At 69.7% G+C, this 13,990-nt stretch carries 16 protein-coding genes and 1 pseudogene; 5 read left to right on the top strand and 12 right to left on the bottom strand.

The features are described 5' to 3' along the window. From FV230_RS15110 to FV230_RS15060, 11 genes and pseudogenes are all read right to left on the bottom strand, one after another. A pseudogene (locus FV230_RS15110) lies at positions 1–914 on the bottom strand (two-component sensor histidine kinase); the annotation flags it as partial. 335 nt (positions 915–1,249) lie between these two features. Further along, entirely contained in the window at positions 1,250–2,650 is a 1,401-nt protein-coding gene (ahcY, locus tag FV230_RS15105; RefSeq protein ID WP_147727175.1) for an adenosylhomocysteinase, read from the bottom strand. Positions 2,651–2,778: 128 nt separating this feature from the next. Then, positions 2,779–3,540, bottom strand: a complete 762-nt coding sequence (locus tag FV230_RS15100) for an ABC transporter permease (RefSeq protein ID WP_147727174.1) — start codon at positions 3,538–3,540, stop codon at positions 2,779–2,781. 97 nt (positions 3,541–3,637) lie between these two features. Further along, positions 3,638–4,564 carry an ABC transporter ATP-binding protein gene (locus FV230_RS15095; RefSeq protein WP_147842978.1) on the bottom strand — a complete coding sequence of 309 codons (927 nt, stop codon included), beginning with the start codon at positions 4,562–4,564 and terminating at the stop codon, positions 3,638–3,640. A gap of 433 nt (positions 4,565–4,997) precedes the next feature. Continuing rightward, positions 4,998–5,483: an ATP F0F1 synthase subunit B gene (locus FV230_RS15090; protein WP_187274714.1), complete on the bottom strand. Its 486-nt coding sequence runs from the start codon at positions 5,481–5,483 to the stop codon at positions 4,998–5,000. Between the two features lie 19 nt (positions 5,484–5,502). Beyond that, on the bottom strand, positions 5,503–6,084 hold the full coding sequence (locus tag FV230_RS15085) for a F0F1 ATP synthase subunit B' (RefSeq protein ID WP_147727171.1): 582 nt from the start codon (positions 6,082–6,084) through the stop codon (positions 5,503–5,505). Positions 6,085–6,197: 113 nt separating this feature from the next. Beyond that, entirely contained in the window at positions 6,198–6,425 is a 228-nt protein-coding gene (locus FV230_RS15080) for a F0F1 ATP synthase subunit C (protein ID WP_007566773.1), read from the bottom strand. A 58-nt stretch (positions 6,426–6,483) separates the two neighbouring features. After that, the gene (locus FV230_RS15075; protein ID WP_147727170.1) at positions 6,484–7,269 is read right to left on the bottom strand and encodes a F0F1 ATP synthase subunit A; all 786 of its coding nucleotides are present in this window, start codon (positions 7,267–7,269) and stop codon (positions 6,484–6,486) included. An 80-nt stretch (positions 7,270–7,349) separates the two neighbouring features. Continuing rightward, positions 7,350–7,730 (bottom strand): AtpZ/AtpI family protein, encoded by a 381-nt coding sequence (locus tag FV230_RS15070; protein ID WP_147727169.1) that lies wholly within the window; start codon positions 7,728–7,730, stop codon positions 7,350–7,352. Positions 7,731–7,919: 189 nt separating this feature from the next. Beyond that, on the bottom strand, positions 7,920–8,564 hold the full coding sequence (locus FV230_RS15065) for a DsbA family protein (RefSeq protein ID WP_147842977.1): 645 nt from the start codon (positions 8,562–8,564) through the stop codon (positions 7,920–7,922). Positions 8,565–8,643: 79 nt separating this feature from the next. Continuing rightward, entirely contained in the window at positions 8,644–9,126 is a 483-nt protein-coding gene (locus tag FV230_RS15060; RefSeq protein WP_147727167.1) for a DciA family protein, read from the bottom strand. 102 nt (positions 9,127–9,228) lie between these two features. Between FV230_RS15060 and mutY the strand changes: the two genes are divergently transcribed. Continuing rightward, a complete protein-coding gene (gene mutY, locus FV230_RS15055; protein ID WP_147842976.1) occupies positions 9,229–10,521 on the top strand; it encodes an A/G-specific adenine glycosylase in 1,293 nt (430 codons plus the stop codon). A 112-nt stretch (positions 10,522–10,633) separates the two neighbouring features. Here mutY and FV230_RS15050 read toward each other — a convergent pair whose 3' ends face one another. After that, positions 10,634–11,827 carry a site-specific DNA-methyltransferase gene (locus tag FV230_RS15050; protein ID WP_147842975.1) on the bottom strand — a complete coding sequence of 398 codons (1,194 nt, stop codon included), beginning with the start codon at positions 11,825–11,827 and terminating at the stop codon, positions 10,634–10,636. 675 nt (positions 11,828–12,502) lie between these two features. On the opposite strand from FV230_RS15050, the gene FV230_RS15045 reads away from it, so the two are divergent. From FV230_RS15045 to FV230_RS15030, 4 genes are all read left to right on the top strand, one after another. Then, on the top strand, positions 12,503–12,859 hold the full coding sequence (locus FV230_RS15045; protein WP_243933022.1) for a septal ring lytic transglycosylase RlpA family protein: 357 nt from the start codon (positions 12,503–12,505) through the stop codon (positions 12,857–12,859). Between the two features lie 80 nt (positions 12,860–12,939). Next, positions 12,940–13,254 (top strand): polyhydroxyalkanoic acid system family protein, encoded by a 315-nt coding sequence (locus FV230_RS15040; RefSeq protein ID WP_147729107.1) that lies wholly within the window; start codon positions 12,940–12,942, stop codon positions 13,252–13,254. Positions 13,255–13,343: 89 nt separating this feature from the next. Next, positions 13,344–13,556 (top strand): hypothetical protein, encoded by a 213-nt coding sequence (locus FV230_RS15035; RefSeq protein ID WP_147729106.1) that lies wholly within the window; start codon positions 13,344–13,346, stop codon positions 13,554–13,556. Positions 13,557–13,604: 48 nt separating this feature from the next. After that, positions 13,605–13,990 (top strand): ATP-binding cassette domain-containing protein (locus tag FV230_RS15030; protein ID WP_147842974.1); only part of this gene is annotated, 386 nt, incomplete at its 3' end.

Below are 13,990 nucleotides of genomic sequence, written 5' to 3'. Positions count from 1 at the left end.
AGATGATCGCCCGCGAGGACGGCCACCACCGCCGACAGGCGCAACGCGGCGCGCTGGCCGGCTGGGCGGCGCTGGCCGTCCTCGCGGGCGATCATCTCGCGGGCCGGGCGGTCGAGCAGCTCGATCCCGGCCTGGATCGCGGATTCGCGGTTCGCCGCCTCGACCGCGGCGACGTAGGCGGTGTTGACCCAGGCGAGGCCGCCCTCGCGGTTGCGCCGCCAGACCGGCTGCGGGATCGCGTCGAGCAGGCCGGCCAGCGCCGACAGGCCGCGGCGGGCATCCTCGAGGGTCTCGCGCAGCTCCGAGATCTGGCGGCGATCCTCCGTGGTCTCGCGCAGGCGCAGCAGGACGCGGCCAGCCACCGCCTGGCCCTGCGCCTCGATGCTGCGGCCGGACTGGCTGCGCAGTGTGGTGCGGAAGCTCGTGCCCCGGATGCGCAGGGCCTCGACCGCGGTCTCGATCGCCTCGGCGTCGGTCGGCACCAGCCACGTGCCGAAGGCGAGGATGCGGCGGGCGGAGCCGATCGCGGGGCGCGTGCCGTCGAAGGCCAGCCCGACGTCGCCCTCGACCACCGGCTCGCTGCGCCCGTCCCAGGTCACGATGATCTGGCGCTCGGCGGCGAGCAGCATCTCGGCGCGGTCGTGGGCGCCGCTGAGCGCGTCGAGGGCCGCGGCCTGCTCGCGCTCCCGCCGGGTCCAGCGCGAGCGCTCGCTCAAATAGAGCAGGGCGACGATGGTCGCGAAAGCGACGAGGCCGCCGAAGATCGCGGCGGCCGCGACGTTGTGCATGTGCGAGCCGAATCCCCAGGCCGGAAGGTCGGCGCCCGCCGCGAGGGACGGAGCCGGGAGGCCGGTCGCGGCGGCGAAGAGAGCGCCGGCCCCGGCGATGCGCCGTGCCGCCCGATCGACCTCCATGATCCGTCCCGTCTCCCAAAACCGCCGGTCGGACCGACGCGAACGAATGCGTGGCGCATGCGGCGCCGGTTCCCCGCGCCCCGTTTCGGGGGGAGGGGAGACGCGACGACCTGACGACCTGCCGAACCGGGGGCAGTCTAACGCGTCGGGGATTTGCGCCGGAAGCGGAATTAGCTTGGCCGTAACCGTGGGCCGGCAGGTCGCGTGCGAACGACACACAGAAGACACAGTCCGGCCGGGCGGTGGTGCCTTGACAAACGAAGAGGGCCCGGCGCAACCGCCGGGCCCTCCTGTCTCGCATCGATTCTACCCGGCGCGTCCCCGCGCCGAGGGTCTCAGTAGCGGTAGTGATCGGGCTTGAACGGGCCGTTCTCGGAAACGCCGATATAGGCGGCCTGGTCGGGGCGGAGCTTCGAGAGCTTCACGCCGATCTTCTCGAGGTGGAGCAGCGCGACCTTCTCGTCGAGCGCCTTCGGCAGGGTGTAGACCTGCTTCTCGTACTTGCCCGGGTTGGTCCAGAGCTCGATCTGTGCCAGCGTCTGGTTGGTGAACGAGGCCGACATCACGAAGGACGGGTGGCCGGTGGCGTTGCCGAGGTTCACCAGGCGGCCTTCCGACAGCAGGATGATGCGGTGGCCGTCGGCGAAGGTGATCTCGTCGACCTGCGGCTTGATGTTCGACCACTTGAGGTTCTTCAGGCCGGCGACCTGGATCTCGTTGTCGAAGTGGCCGATGTTGCAGACGATCGCCCGGTCCTTCATCGCCCGCATGTGGTCGAGGGTAATGATGTCCTTGTTGCCGGTGGCGGTGACGAAGATGTCGGCGCGGGGCGCCGCGTCTTCCATCGTCACGACCTCGTAGCCTTCCATCGCGGCCTGGAGCGCGCAGATCGGATCGACCTCCGAGACCAGCACACGGCAGCCGGCATGGCGCAGCGAGGAGGCCGAACCCTTGCCGACGTCGCCGAAGCCGGCGACCATCGCGACCTTGCCGGCCATCATCACGTCGGTGCCGCGGCGGATGCCGTCCACCAGCGACTCGCGGCAACCGTAGAGGTTGTCGAACTTCGACTTGGTGACCGCGTCGTTCACATTGATCGCCGGGAAGAGCAGCTTGCCCTCCTTGGCGAGGTTGTAGAGGCGGTGGACGCCGGTGGTGGTCTCCTCCGAGACGCCCTTGATCGCGTCGGCGAGACCGGCGAACCAGCCCTTCGGCTTCTCGGCGAGCTTCTTCTTCAGGAGCGCGAAGAAGATCTCCTCCTCCTCCGACTCGGGCTTGTCGAGGAAGGCGGTGTCGCCGTTCTCGGCGCGCAGGCCCAGGTGGACGAACATGGTGGCGTCGCCGCCGTCGTCGAGGATCATGTTCGGCGTTCCGCCGCCATGCCAGTCGAACAGCTTCGAGGTGTAGTCCCAGTACTCCTCGAGGGTCTCGCCCTTGATGGCGAAGACCGGGATGCCGGCGGCGGCGATCGCCGCGGCGGCGTGGTCCTGGGTCGAGTAGATGTTGCACGAGACCCAGCGGATGTCGGCGCCGAGAGCCTTGAGCGTCTCGATCAGCACCGCGGTCTGGATCGTCATGTGCAGCGAGCCGGCGATCTTGGCGCCCTTGAGCGGCTGCGACGGGCCGTATTCCTCGCGGGTGGCCATCAGGCCCGGCATCTCGGTCTCGGCGATCGAGATCTCCTTGCGGCCGTACTCGGCCAGGCCGATGTCCTTGACGATGTAATCCTGGGCCATTTCGCTTCGCTCCGTGTCGCGGGTTGCCTCTCGCCGAGGCATCTAGCAGAGCGCCGGATACGAAGCAATCAAGACATAAAGATGTCTTTATGCGTTTTCGAACGGCTCCAGGCAGCCGGGCCGGCGGCTCAGCTCTTGAGGCGGTAGCCGGTGCGGAAGATCCAGGCGACGAGCCCGAGGCAGACCGCCAGGAACAGGCCGGTCATCGCCAGGCTGATGCCGATGGCGACGTCGGCCGTGCCGAAGAAGGCCCAGCGAAACCCGCTGATCAGGTAGACCACCGGGTTCGCCAGGCTGACGGTGCGCCAGAACGGCGGCAGCATCTCGATCGCGTAGAAGCTGCCGCCGAGGAAGGTCAGCGGCGTCACGACGAGGAGCGGCACCAGCTGCAGCTTCTCGAAGCCGTCGGCCCACAGGCCGATGACGAAGCCGAACAGGCTGAACGTCACCGCCGTCAGCACCAGGAAGGCCATCATCCATACCGGGTGCTCGATGTGCAGCGGCACGAACAGCGCGGCGGTCGCGAGGATGATCAGCCCGATCAGGATCGACTTCGAGGCCGCCGCCCCGACATAGCCGAGCACCACCTCGACCGGCGAGATCGGCGCCGAGAGGATCTCGTAGATCGTGCCGGCGAAGCGCGGGAAGTAGATGCCGAACGAGGCGTTGGCGATGCTCTGGGTCAGCAGCGCGAGCATCACGAGCCCGGGCACGATGAACAGGCCGTAGGGCACGCCGTCCACGGTGCTCATCCGCGAGCCGATCGCCGCGCCGAACACCACGAAGTAGAGCGAGGTGGAGATCACCGGCGCCAGGATGCTCTGCATCGCCGTGCGCCAGAAGCGGCTCATCTCGAACCGGTAGATCGCGCGGATGGCCGGCCAGTTCATCGGTTTGCCTCTCGATGCCGACGCCCCAGGCTGCGACGCGCGTTCGCGCCTGCCGGCAGCCGGGGGATGGATGGTTCGGACCTCGCGGCGGCCGCGGTCATGCGCGTTCCCTGACGAGATCGACGAAGATGTCCTCGAGCGACGACTGGCTGGTGCGCAGGTCGCTGAACCGGATGCCGGCCGCGCCGAGATCGGTGAGCAGGCCGGTGATGCCGGTGCGCTCGCCCTTGGCATCGTAGGTGTAGACCAGCTCCTGCCCGCCCGGGCCGAGCTCGAGGCCGCGGTCGGCGAGATCCACCGGCAGCGCGGCGAGGGGGGCCAGCAACTGGAGGGTGAGCTGCTTGCGCCCGAGCTTGCGCATCAGCTCGGCCTTCTCCTCCACGAGGATGATCTCGCCCTTTCGGATCACGCCGATCCGGTCGGCCATCTCCTCGGCCTCCTCGATGTAGTGCGTGGTCAGGATCACGGTGACGCCCTGCTCGCGCAGGCGCCGCACCATGCGCCACATGTCCTGGCGCAGCTCCACGTCGACGCCCGCCGAGGGCTCGTCGAGGAACAGGACCTTGGGCTCGTGCGACAGCGCCTTGGCGATGAGCACCCGGCGCTTCATGCCGCCCGACAGGGTCATCAGCCGTGAATCGCGCTTCTCCCACAGGGAGAGGTCGCGCAGCACCCGCTCGATATGGCCGGGATCCTTCTTCAGCCCGAACAGGCCGCGGGTGAAGCTCACCGTGTTCCACACGCTCTCGAACGCGTCGGTGGTGAGTTCCTGCGGCACCAGCCCGATCGCCTTGCGCGCCCCGCGATAGCCCGAGGCGATGTCGTGCCCGTCGACCGTCACGGTGCCGGTGCTCGGCGTGACGATGCCGCAGACGATGTTGATCAGGGTCGACTTGCCGGCGCCGTTCGGCCCGAGCAGAGCGAAGATCTCGCCGCGCGCGATCGCGAGGTTCACGGTCTTCAGCGCCGACAGGCCCGAGGCGTAGGTCTTCGACAGATTGTCGATGGAGATGATCGGCGACATCGCAGTCCGTGGAGGATGGCCCGCCCGGCACGGCGAGGACGGTGTGCCCTATAGCATCTGTCGGTTGAGCAGCAGGCCGACCACCGGGCGGCCGACGCGCGCGGTGTCGAATGGCACCTCCTGCAGCTCCGATTCTCGAGGCGGCGACAGCGAGCGAGCGGCGATCCGCGTCACTCCCGTTTCGTGGGACGGATCCATCTTTCGGGAAGCGTCGCCCACCGTGCCCCCCCCCGCAGAGGGGGGAGGGGAGGCGCACGCCGTCCCCGACATTCTTGCGAAATAGATCGACGCAGTCGCCGGGTGGAAGAGGGCACCAGCGCCATCATCGGCGCTGGACCGCTTCGGTCTCCGGCACGTGAGCGGGGCGAGCGAAGGCACGCGCACGAAAAAGCCGCCCGGAGGCGGCTTGATCGGTCGGTCCTGCCCGGAAGGGTCAGGCCCGCATGCGGGTGCGGATCTCGCCGAGGCTCGAACGCACCAGCGCCTGGGCGGCCTCGCCCTGCATGCGCTCGCGCAGGATCGTCTCGGAGACCTTCACCGCGGCGTCGGCCGCTGCGGCACGGACCTCGGCCTGGGCCTTGGCCTCGGCCTGGGCGATCTTGGTCTCGGCCGACTTGGTGCGGCGGGCGATGAAGTCGTCGAGGCGCTGGCGGCCCTCGGCGGCGGCACGCTCGGCCTCGTCGCGGGCGCTCGCGATGATGGTCTCGGCCTCGCGCTCCGCTTCCGCGCGGCGGCGCTTGTAGTCAGCCAGCACGGCGGCCGCCTCCTCGCGCAGGCGCTTGGCCTCGTCGAGCTCGTGGCGCACGCGGACGGCGCGGCCGTCGAGGCCCTTGGTCATGATCCCGAAGCCGCCGACCTTCCAGACGATCGCCATGAAGACGAGGAAGGCGACCGCGACCCAGAATTCCGCTGTCATCAACATGGTCGGTTCTTCCGTCTCAGTGCGCGGTCGCGGTGGAATCGAGGGCGCGGTCGAGGCTGGCCTGGTCCGGCGCCTGGCCCGTCAGCCGCTCGACGATCGCGGAGGCGGTCTCGCTGGCGATGGCGCGGACGTTGCCCATGGCTTCCTGCGTCCGGCTCTGGATCGTCGCCTCGGAGGCTGCGATTTTCTGGTTGAGCTCGGCCTCGAGCGCCTTGCGCTTGGTCTCGGCGGCGGCGGCGAGCTCGGTGCGGGTGCCCTGCGCGATCTCGCGGGCCTTGCCCTGCGCGTCGCGCAGCGACTTGGCGTAGGCCTCGCCGGCGGCGTCGGCTTCCGTCTTCATCGCCTGCGCCTGGTCGAGGTCGGCGGCGAGGCGCGCGGAGCGGTCGTGGAGAATGCCCTGGATGCGCGGGAGCGCGATGTTGGCCATCAGCCAGTAGAGCAGGCCGAAGGCGAGGGCGAGCCAGATCAGCTGCGCCAGGAAGGTGTGGGTCTCGAAGGGCGGGAACGCGGCGGCGTGCGCCGGCTCTGCGGCACCGGCCGGGACCATGTGGACGTCGGAACCGGCGGGCGGTGTGGTGAGGGAATTCGGCTGCGCCATGGCCCCGTCCGTATGACCTTGAAAGACGATGGAGCGCTCGCGCGAGGGGCGGAGCGCTCACTGGTGATCGGCCGCCGCGACCTCGAACGGCGCGGCGGCGGTGTCGGCGTCGATCAGACGGCGAACAGCAGGAGCAGGGCGATCAGCAGCGAGAAGATGCCGAGCGCTTCCGTCAGCGCGAAGCCGAGGAGCAGCGTGGCGCGCTGGCCGTCGGCGGCCGAGGGGTTGCGAAGGGCGCCTGCCAGGAACTGGCCGAACAGGTTGCCGAGGCCGATGCCCGCGCCGGCCATGCCGAGGCAGGCGAGGCCGGCGCCGATGTACTTCGCAGCGACGGGATCCATAGAAAACTCCTGAAGTGTCTTGAGAGTGCGTCGTTTGCCGCGGGTGGAGCCGGCCTGTTCAGTGGCCGGGGTGAAGCGCGTCGTTGAGGTAGATCGCCGTCAGCGTCGCGAAGACGTAGGCCTGAAGCGCCGCAACGAGGAATTCGAGAGCCGTCAGCGCGATCGTCAGGAACAGCGGGAGGGGCGATAGCACGCTCCATGCGCCTGCGGAAAGCAGCCCGACGACGAAGAACGCGAAGATCTTCATCGCGATGTGACCGGCAAGCACGTTCGCGAACAGACGCACCGACAGGCTGATCGGCCGCGAGATGAACGAGATCACCTCGATCGGCACGAGGAGGGCCAGCAGCGGCTTGGGCACGCCCTGCGGCACGAACAAGCCGAAGAAGTGCGCGCCGTGCTTCATCACGCCGTAGATCACCACGACCGAGATCACCAGGGCAGCGAGGCCGAAGGTGATGACGAGGTGGCTGGTCACCGCGAAGGCGTAGGGGATCATGCCGAACAGGTTGAGGATCAACACGAACATGAACAGCGAAAACACCAGCGGCATGAAGCGCTTGCCGCCGTCGCCGGTGGCCTGGTGCAGGGTGTCGGCGATGAACTCGTAGAAGATCTCGGCCAGCGACTGCATCCGGCCCGGCACGACCGAGCGGCTGGAGGTGGCGACGATCGTCAGGAGTGCGATGACGCCGACGGCGGCGAACATGTAGAGCGCCGACTGGGTGAACGCGAGTTCCTGATGGCCGAGATGCCCGAAGGGCAGGATCGACTTGAGCTCGAACTGATGGATCGGATCCGGTCGCAAGGCGACGGAGTGCCCCGGGTCGATGCTGGCCGCCATGCCGTCTTCCGCCCTCACGTCTCGTTGCCGGCGGCCCGCATGGCCGAACCGGATCGATGGTCACAAAACACCGGTCGCCCTCACGGATCCCGCGGGGTGTCCCGTCCGGAACGGGCGCCGGCGAAGCCGGATGCCCGCATCACGTTGAAGACGCCAGCGACGAAGCCCAGCATCAGAAGTACGATCAGACCCCAGGGTTTCGTCCCGAGCATCCGATCGAAGATCCAGCCGAGCACCCCTCCCGCGATCACGCCGGCGACGAACTCCGTGGAGAGCGTCATGGCCTGCCCGAGGGAGGACGGACTTCCGGACGAACCCGAACGCGACGAATGAGCGGGAGGGGCCGGGGGCCGCTTCCGTTCGATCTGCGTCTCGAGGCGTCGGAGCCTCGCTGAGAGTTCGCTGTCGGGCGGCGTGGGCCGTCCGGTCTCTCCCTCGTCCCTTGCGTCGTTGCCGCTCACGGCGAGAACTCACATCGGCGAGAGGAACGGAACCGGGCGGATTGCCTCCTTCGAGCGCGGCGCACCTTAGTTTCGGCGCCCCGGGGTGTCAAGGCTCGAAAGGTCGAGCTTAAGGCATTCCAGCCGTTGAGAAAATCCCGCTCGGGGCCGTGCGCGTGCGCAGCGTCGCGCGAGACCCGCCCGGAACCCTCACGCACCGAGGATCGGCTTGATGATCTTCTCGATTCCGTCGACCGTCATCTCGCCGGTGTAGCGCTCGCCGTTGATGAAGAAGGTCGGCGTCGAATCGACCTTGAACGTCTCGAGACCGCGCTGCTTCACGCCGTTGACCGCGGCGTAGAGCTTCTGGTCCTTGAGGCAGGCCTCGAACTTCTCCTTCGAGAACCCGGCCTGCTTGAGCAACTGCTCCAGGGCGTCGACCGGCTTCGGGGTGAAGGCCCAGGCCGGCTGCTGGTCGAACAGCAGGTCGGTGATCGGGTAGTACTTCGCCTCGCCGTCGCAGCGCGCCAGCATGAAGGCGGCGGTGGCGAGCGGATCCAGCGGGAACTCGCGCAGCGTGAACCGGACCTTGCCGGTGTCGATGTAGCGCTCCTTGAGCGTCGGATAGGTCATCTTGTGGAAGGCGGCGCAGTGCGAGCAGGTCATCGAGGCGTACTCGATGATCGTCACCTTCGCGTCCTTCGGCCCGAGCCAGACGTCGCCGAGCGGGCCCGGCTGCATCAGGCCGTCGACCGGCACGCTCTCGGCGAGCGCCGCCATCGACAGCTTGGGGAGGATGAGGGCGGCGCCGATGGCGAGGCCCGTGGCTTTCAAAGCGTCGCGCCGGGTGATCATGGCCGTGGCTGCCTCCGCGTTCCGTCCTGTCGTCTTGTTGAGAGTGCGGTAACGGCGCGGGCGCATCGTGGCAAGGCGCCTAGCGCTTCGCCGACGTCGCGACGACGGCGAGCCCGAGCCGGTCGAGGGCGTCGCGCAGGCCGTCGTGCTCGATCGTCGAAACCGCCTGCGCGATCTCGCCGCGCCGGGCCGGGTCGACGGTCGCCTCCGGCGGGCGCCGGGCGCTGCGGCCGACCCGGTCCTGCTGCAGCACGATCCGGCCGACGCAGGCCCAGCCGTAATGGGCGTTGATGCGCTGGATCACCACCGGCGCGAGGTGCTGCAGCTCGATCGCGAACACGCCCTCGACCCGCACCACCAGCGTCCCCGAATCGGGCGCGTCGTCCGTCCGGCGCTTGCGCTTGGGCCATTCGAGCTTCGAGGGCCGGCAGAATCGTGCCAGCCGCTCGCCGACGATGTCGGGCCAGGCGGCGAGGATGTCGGTCGAGGCGAAGCCCTGCGCCGCGAAGGCCGGGCCGATGCAGCCCTCGATCAGTTCCGCCAGCGGTTTGACGCGCGCCATGTTCTTGGGACATCCCGCCGGTTGCGGGCGCGAGGATAGCGCAAGGCCGGCGGCAAAGGGAGCGCTTTCGGCGGAGAGCCCGGGCCGCTATGCCTGCCGGCGATGCCCGCGTCCGAACCCTTTCCGAAGGCCGCCGACCTGCTGGTCTGGTACGACCGGCACCGCCGCGTGCTGCCGTGGCGGGCGCTGCCCGGCGAGCGGCCCGATCCCTACCGGGTCTGGCTCTCCGAGGTGATGCTGCAGCAGACCACGATCGCGGCGGTGAAGCCCTACTTCGCGACCTTCCTCGCCCGCTTCCCCGACGTCGACGCCCTGGCCGCGGCGCCGGAGGAGGCGGTGATGTCGGCCTGGGCCGGGCTCGGCTACTATTCCCGGGCGCGCAACCTCCACGCCTGCGCCAGGGCGGTGGCCGCGGCCGGGCGCTTCCCCGACACCCTCGACGGGCTGCGCAAGCTCCCCGGCATCGGCGCCTACACGGCCGGCGCGGTCGCGGCGATCGCCTTCGACCGCCCGGAAGCGGCGGTCGACGGCAACGTCGAGCGGGTGATGACGCGGCTCTACGCGATCGAGGCGCCGCTGCCCGGCGGTCGGCCCGAGATCCGGCGCGTGACGCAAGCGCTGGTGCCGCTCGACCGGCCCGGCGATTTCGCGCAGGCCGTGATGGATCTTGGCGCCACCATCTGCACGCCGAAGCGCCCGGCCTGCGCGCTCTGCCCGTGGATGGCGCCCTGCCGCGCCCGCGCGGCCGGCAACCCGGAGACCTACCCGCGCAAGCTCAAGGCCGTGAAGGGCTCCCTGCGGCGCGGCGCGGCCTTCGTCGTCGTCCGCTCCGGCGACGAGGCCGTCCTGCTGCGCACCCGGCCGCCGGAAGGCCTGCTCGGCAGCATGGCCGAGCCGCCGATGAGCGCATGGGCACCGGACTACGACCCCGCAGGTGCGCTCCTCGACGCGCCCCTCGACGCGCGCTGGAAACGGCTGCCGGGGCTGGTGCGGCACGGCTTCACGCATTTCCCGCTGGAGCTGACCGTGTTTCTCGCCCGCGTCGCGCTGTCGACGCAGGCGCCGGCCGGGATGCGCTTCACGCCGCGGCGCGACCTCGACGCGGAGCCGCTGCCCGGCGTGATGAGGAAGGTGCTGGCCCACGCCTTCGATCCGAAGCCGGAATCCGAGGCGAAGCCCCGCGGCCGGCCGAAGCGCGATCCGCCGCCGATGCCGATGCTGGCGGTCTGGGAAGTGCCCGAGACGGTCGCGGACCCGCCGCGCTTCCGCCCAGTGCCGAAGCCGACGCCGCGCATCGTCGAGCCGCCGGCGCCGACGGACGAGATGTTCGAAGGGGAGGCGGAGGTCGTGCCGCCCCCCCGCGAGCCGGCGCGGAAGGCGACGCGGAAACGCTGACGGCGCGCACGCATTCCCTCCGCCGCACCCAAGTCGGGCCTGCCCGACTTGGGCACACGAGATGCGGATCTTTGGCAAGCCCGCGATCCGTCGGGGGGGAGGGGGCTCGGTTCTAGCCCGCCGCCCCCATCACCGCGCGGAGCTTCGCGCGGTAGGTGTCGATCACCACCAGCTTGCCGGCGCGCTCGGCGTGCCAGAACGTCCAGCCGTTGCAGGCGGGCAGGCCCTGGACCAGGGCGCCGACCTTGTGGATCGAGCCGATGGCGACGCCGACGTCGAGCTGGCCGTCCGGCCGCACCGTCGCCTTGAAGCGGCGGCGCTCGTCGGTGAGCACGTCGCCGGCCTTGAGATGGCCGGCCTCGACCACGCCGAGGAACGGCACCCGCGGCTCGGCGCGCTTGGTCGGCGCGACGAGGAGCGCGGCCCGCGACAGCGGCACCACCGCGTCGATGCGCCGGCGCGCGGCGTCGGCGTAGACCGCCTCGCGCTCGCAGCCGATGAAGCGGCGCCCAAGCAGCTTGGCCACCGCGCCGGTGGTGCCGGTGCCGAAGAACGGGTCGAGCACCACGTCGCCGGGATTGGTCGCCGAGAGCAGCGTGCGGGCGAGCAGCGCCTCCGGCTTCTGGGTCGGATGGACCTTGCTGCCGTCGGCGCCCTTCAGGCGCTCGTCGCCGGTGCAGAGCGGGATGAACCAGTCCGAGCGCATCTGAAGGTCTTCGTTGCCGCCCTTCAGCGCGTCGTAATGGAAGGTGTAGCCCTTCGATTCGGCCGAGCGGGAGGCCCAGATCAGGGTCTCGTGCGCGTTGGTGAAGCGCTTGCCGCGGAAGTTCGGCATCGGGTTGGCCTTGCGCCAGACGATGTCGTTGAGGATCCAGAAACCAAGATCCTGCAGCACGCTGCCGACGCGGAAGATGTTGTGGTACGACCCGATCACCCACAGCGTGGCGTTCGGCTTCATCACCCGGCGGCAGGCGGTGAGCCAGTCGCGGGTGAAGCTGTCGTAGCTGGCGAAGCTCGCGAACTTGTCCCAGTCGTCGTCGACGGCGTCGACCCGGCTCTGGTCCGGCCGCATCAGCGAGGCGTCGCCGAGCTGAAGATTGTAGGGCGGGTCGGCGAAGACGCAGTCGACCGACGACGCCGGCAGGCGGTTCATCGCCGCGATGCAGTCGCCGACGAGGATCTCGTCGAGGGGAAGGCGCTGGACGGCGGGTACGAGACCCATCCGTGGTGCCGACGAAGCGCGCCCGGTACGCGAGACATGTTTCCGGGCGGCGGCGTCGGCAACCACGGTACGCGGGGAAGCCATGGCAAACACCGGTTACGCGACTGACCGGCAGACCATGGCCCCGTTAAGGTAAAGGTCGCGTTTCCGATTTGCGGAACTTCATGTCCCGGTTTGGGGCTGGCTTTGCTTTCGATCTCTTTCTGGATCGTCGCGGCCTGTCGCGTTCACGTCGCCTTAACCATTCCCATCACGGCGATTTGCCTTGCCGGGACCGCATCGACCGCACCCGATGCGGCGATTGTCGCGTTCCGCGCTCGCATGTCCGGATGGATCGCTCCAAGCGCCTCGCAGCGACCGGGTCGTGCGCCGACACGGTCGTGGACCCGGAACGACCCGGCGGTGCAGGCAGGCGCCCGCGGCGCCGCGCCCACGAGCCCGGCCCGGCCCCACGCTACGGCCAAGCTCAGTCGCAGGGTGGGCAGCAGGGTTTCGCTGAGCGCACGTCTCGGACCTCGACGGCGGTTCTTCCTGCGTCCCTGTGCGGGGGCATGAAGACTATACCACAGCGTAATCGGGCATTCGCACCGAGAAAAAGACAAGTCTTCAATGCTTGCGCGTTGCTTGTAGCGGCGAATGCGGGCGACATCTTCGAAATTCGGCCGGAATGTGATCCGGCTGCCCAAAATGTGGGGGTCTCATTTCAGCCCCGTTCGGTCTCGATTGGCGCCGCCCTCGTCAACAGCCAAGGACCGAAGCATGCATTTCCGACCCGTCGCCAGAAACGCCGCCGTCACCCTCGGAACCGCCCTGTCGCTCGTCGCCGCCTCCTTGCCGGCCGCCGCCCAGAGCGGAGGCGCATCCTGGTACGGCAGCGGCCATCGCACCGCGAGCGGCGAGCGCTTCAACCCGAACGGGATGACCGCCGCCCACCGCAGCCTGCCCTTCGGCACCCGCGTCCGCGTCGAGAACCGGCGCACCGGCCGGTCGGTCGTGGTGCGGATCAACGATCGCGGCCCGTTCGTCCATGGCCGCATCATCGATCTGTCCCGCGGCTCGGCCCGGGCGCTCGGCATGGGCGGCACCACCTACGTCTCGCTGCACGTCGTGAACTGATGGGCAGGCCGGCCGGCGTTGCCCTGCACCCCGGCCGGCCCCATCTCCGGGCCTGAACCGGAGACGCAGCGCGAAAAGCCATGGCAAAACCCCTCATCGTCGACATCCCGCACGACCTCGGCCGCGACGAGGCGCGCCGCCGCATCGAGACCGGCGTCGAGCAGGGGCGCGCCTTGCTCGCCAAGAGCGGCGTCACCATCGAGAACCTCGCCTGGACCGGCGACCGCCTCGACTTCGCGATCTCGGCGATGAAGCAGAACATGAACGGCCAGATCGACGTCGGCCAGGAGAGCGTGCGCGTCGAGTGCCACCTGCCGCTGCTGCTCGCGCTGTTCGCCGACAAGGTGAAGAAGATGGTCGGCAAGGAAGGCAACCTGCTGCTGACCAAGAAGTAGCGCCGGAACACCCGGCGCGACCGCGCCGTTCACGCTCGTCACGCGGCGCGCGCCAAGACGCGCCGCGACCCCAGCGAGGAGCGTTTCCCATGGCCGATCCCGGCGCGATCCCCGAGGTGCCGACGAACCCGACGCCGGCCCCCGACACGCCCTACGACCCGCCGACCGTGCCGAGCCCTGCGCCCGGCCCGGAGATCCCCGGCGAAACCCCGAGCGAGGCGCCCGGCATCACCCCGGCGGAGGTCCCCGTGACCACGCCCGGCATGCCGACGCCGACCGGCCCCGCCGACCCGGTCGCCTGAGCGCATCGGCATTTGTGGTGAGGCGGCCGCGCTGCCATAAGCCCGGCCATGGCCGCCCCACCGCTCCTGACCCTTCAAGACATCGCGCTCACCTTCGGCGGCACGCCGCTGATCGAGGGAGCGGGGTTCTCCGTCTCGCCCGGCGAGCGCACCTGCCTCGTCGGGCGCAACGGATCGGGCAAGTCGACGCTGATGAAGATCGCCGCCGGGCACGTCGAGCCGGATCGCGGCGTCCGCTTCGTCCAGCCCGGCACCACGATCCGCTATCTCGCCCAGGAGCCGGATTTCTCCGGCTTCGCCACCACCCTCGACTTCGTCGAGGCGGGCCTCGGCGACGGCGACGCGCATCACCGCGCCCGCTACCTGCTCGAGAGCCTCGGCCTCGACGGCAGCGAGGACCCGACGCGGCTCTCGGGCGGCGAGGGCCGCCGCGT

Origin of the sequence: Methylobacterium sp. WL6 (assembly GCF_008040095.1) — a bacterium.
In the GTDB taxonomy this organism is placed as follows: Bacteria; Pseudomonadota; Alphaproteobacteria; order Rhizobiales; family Beijerinckiaceae; genus Methylobacterium.
Note: the sequence above shows the minus strand (reverse complement) of the source record. Positions and strands in the feature narration are given on the sequence as shown.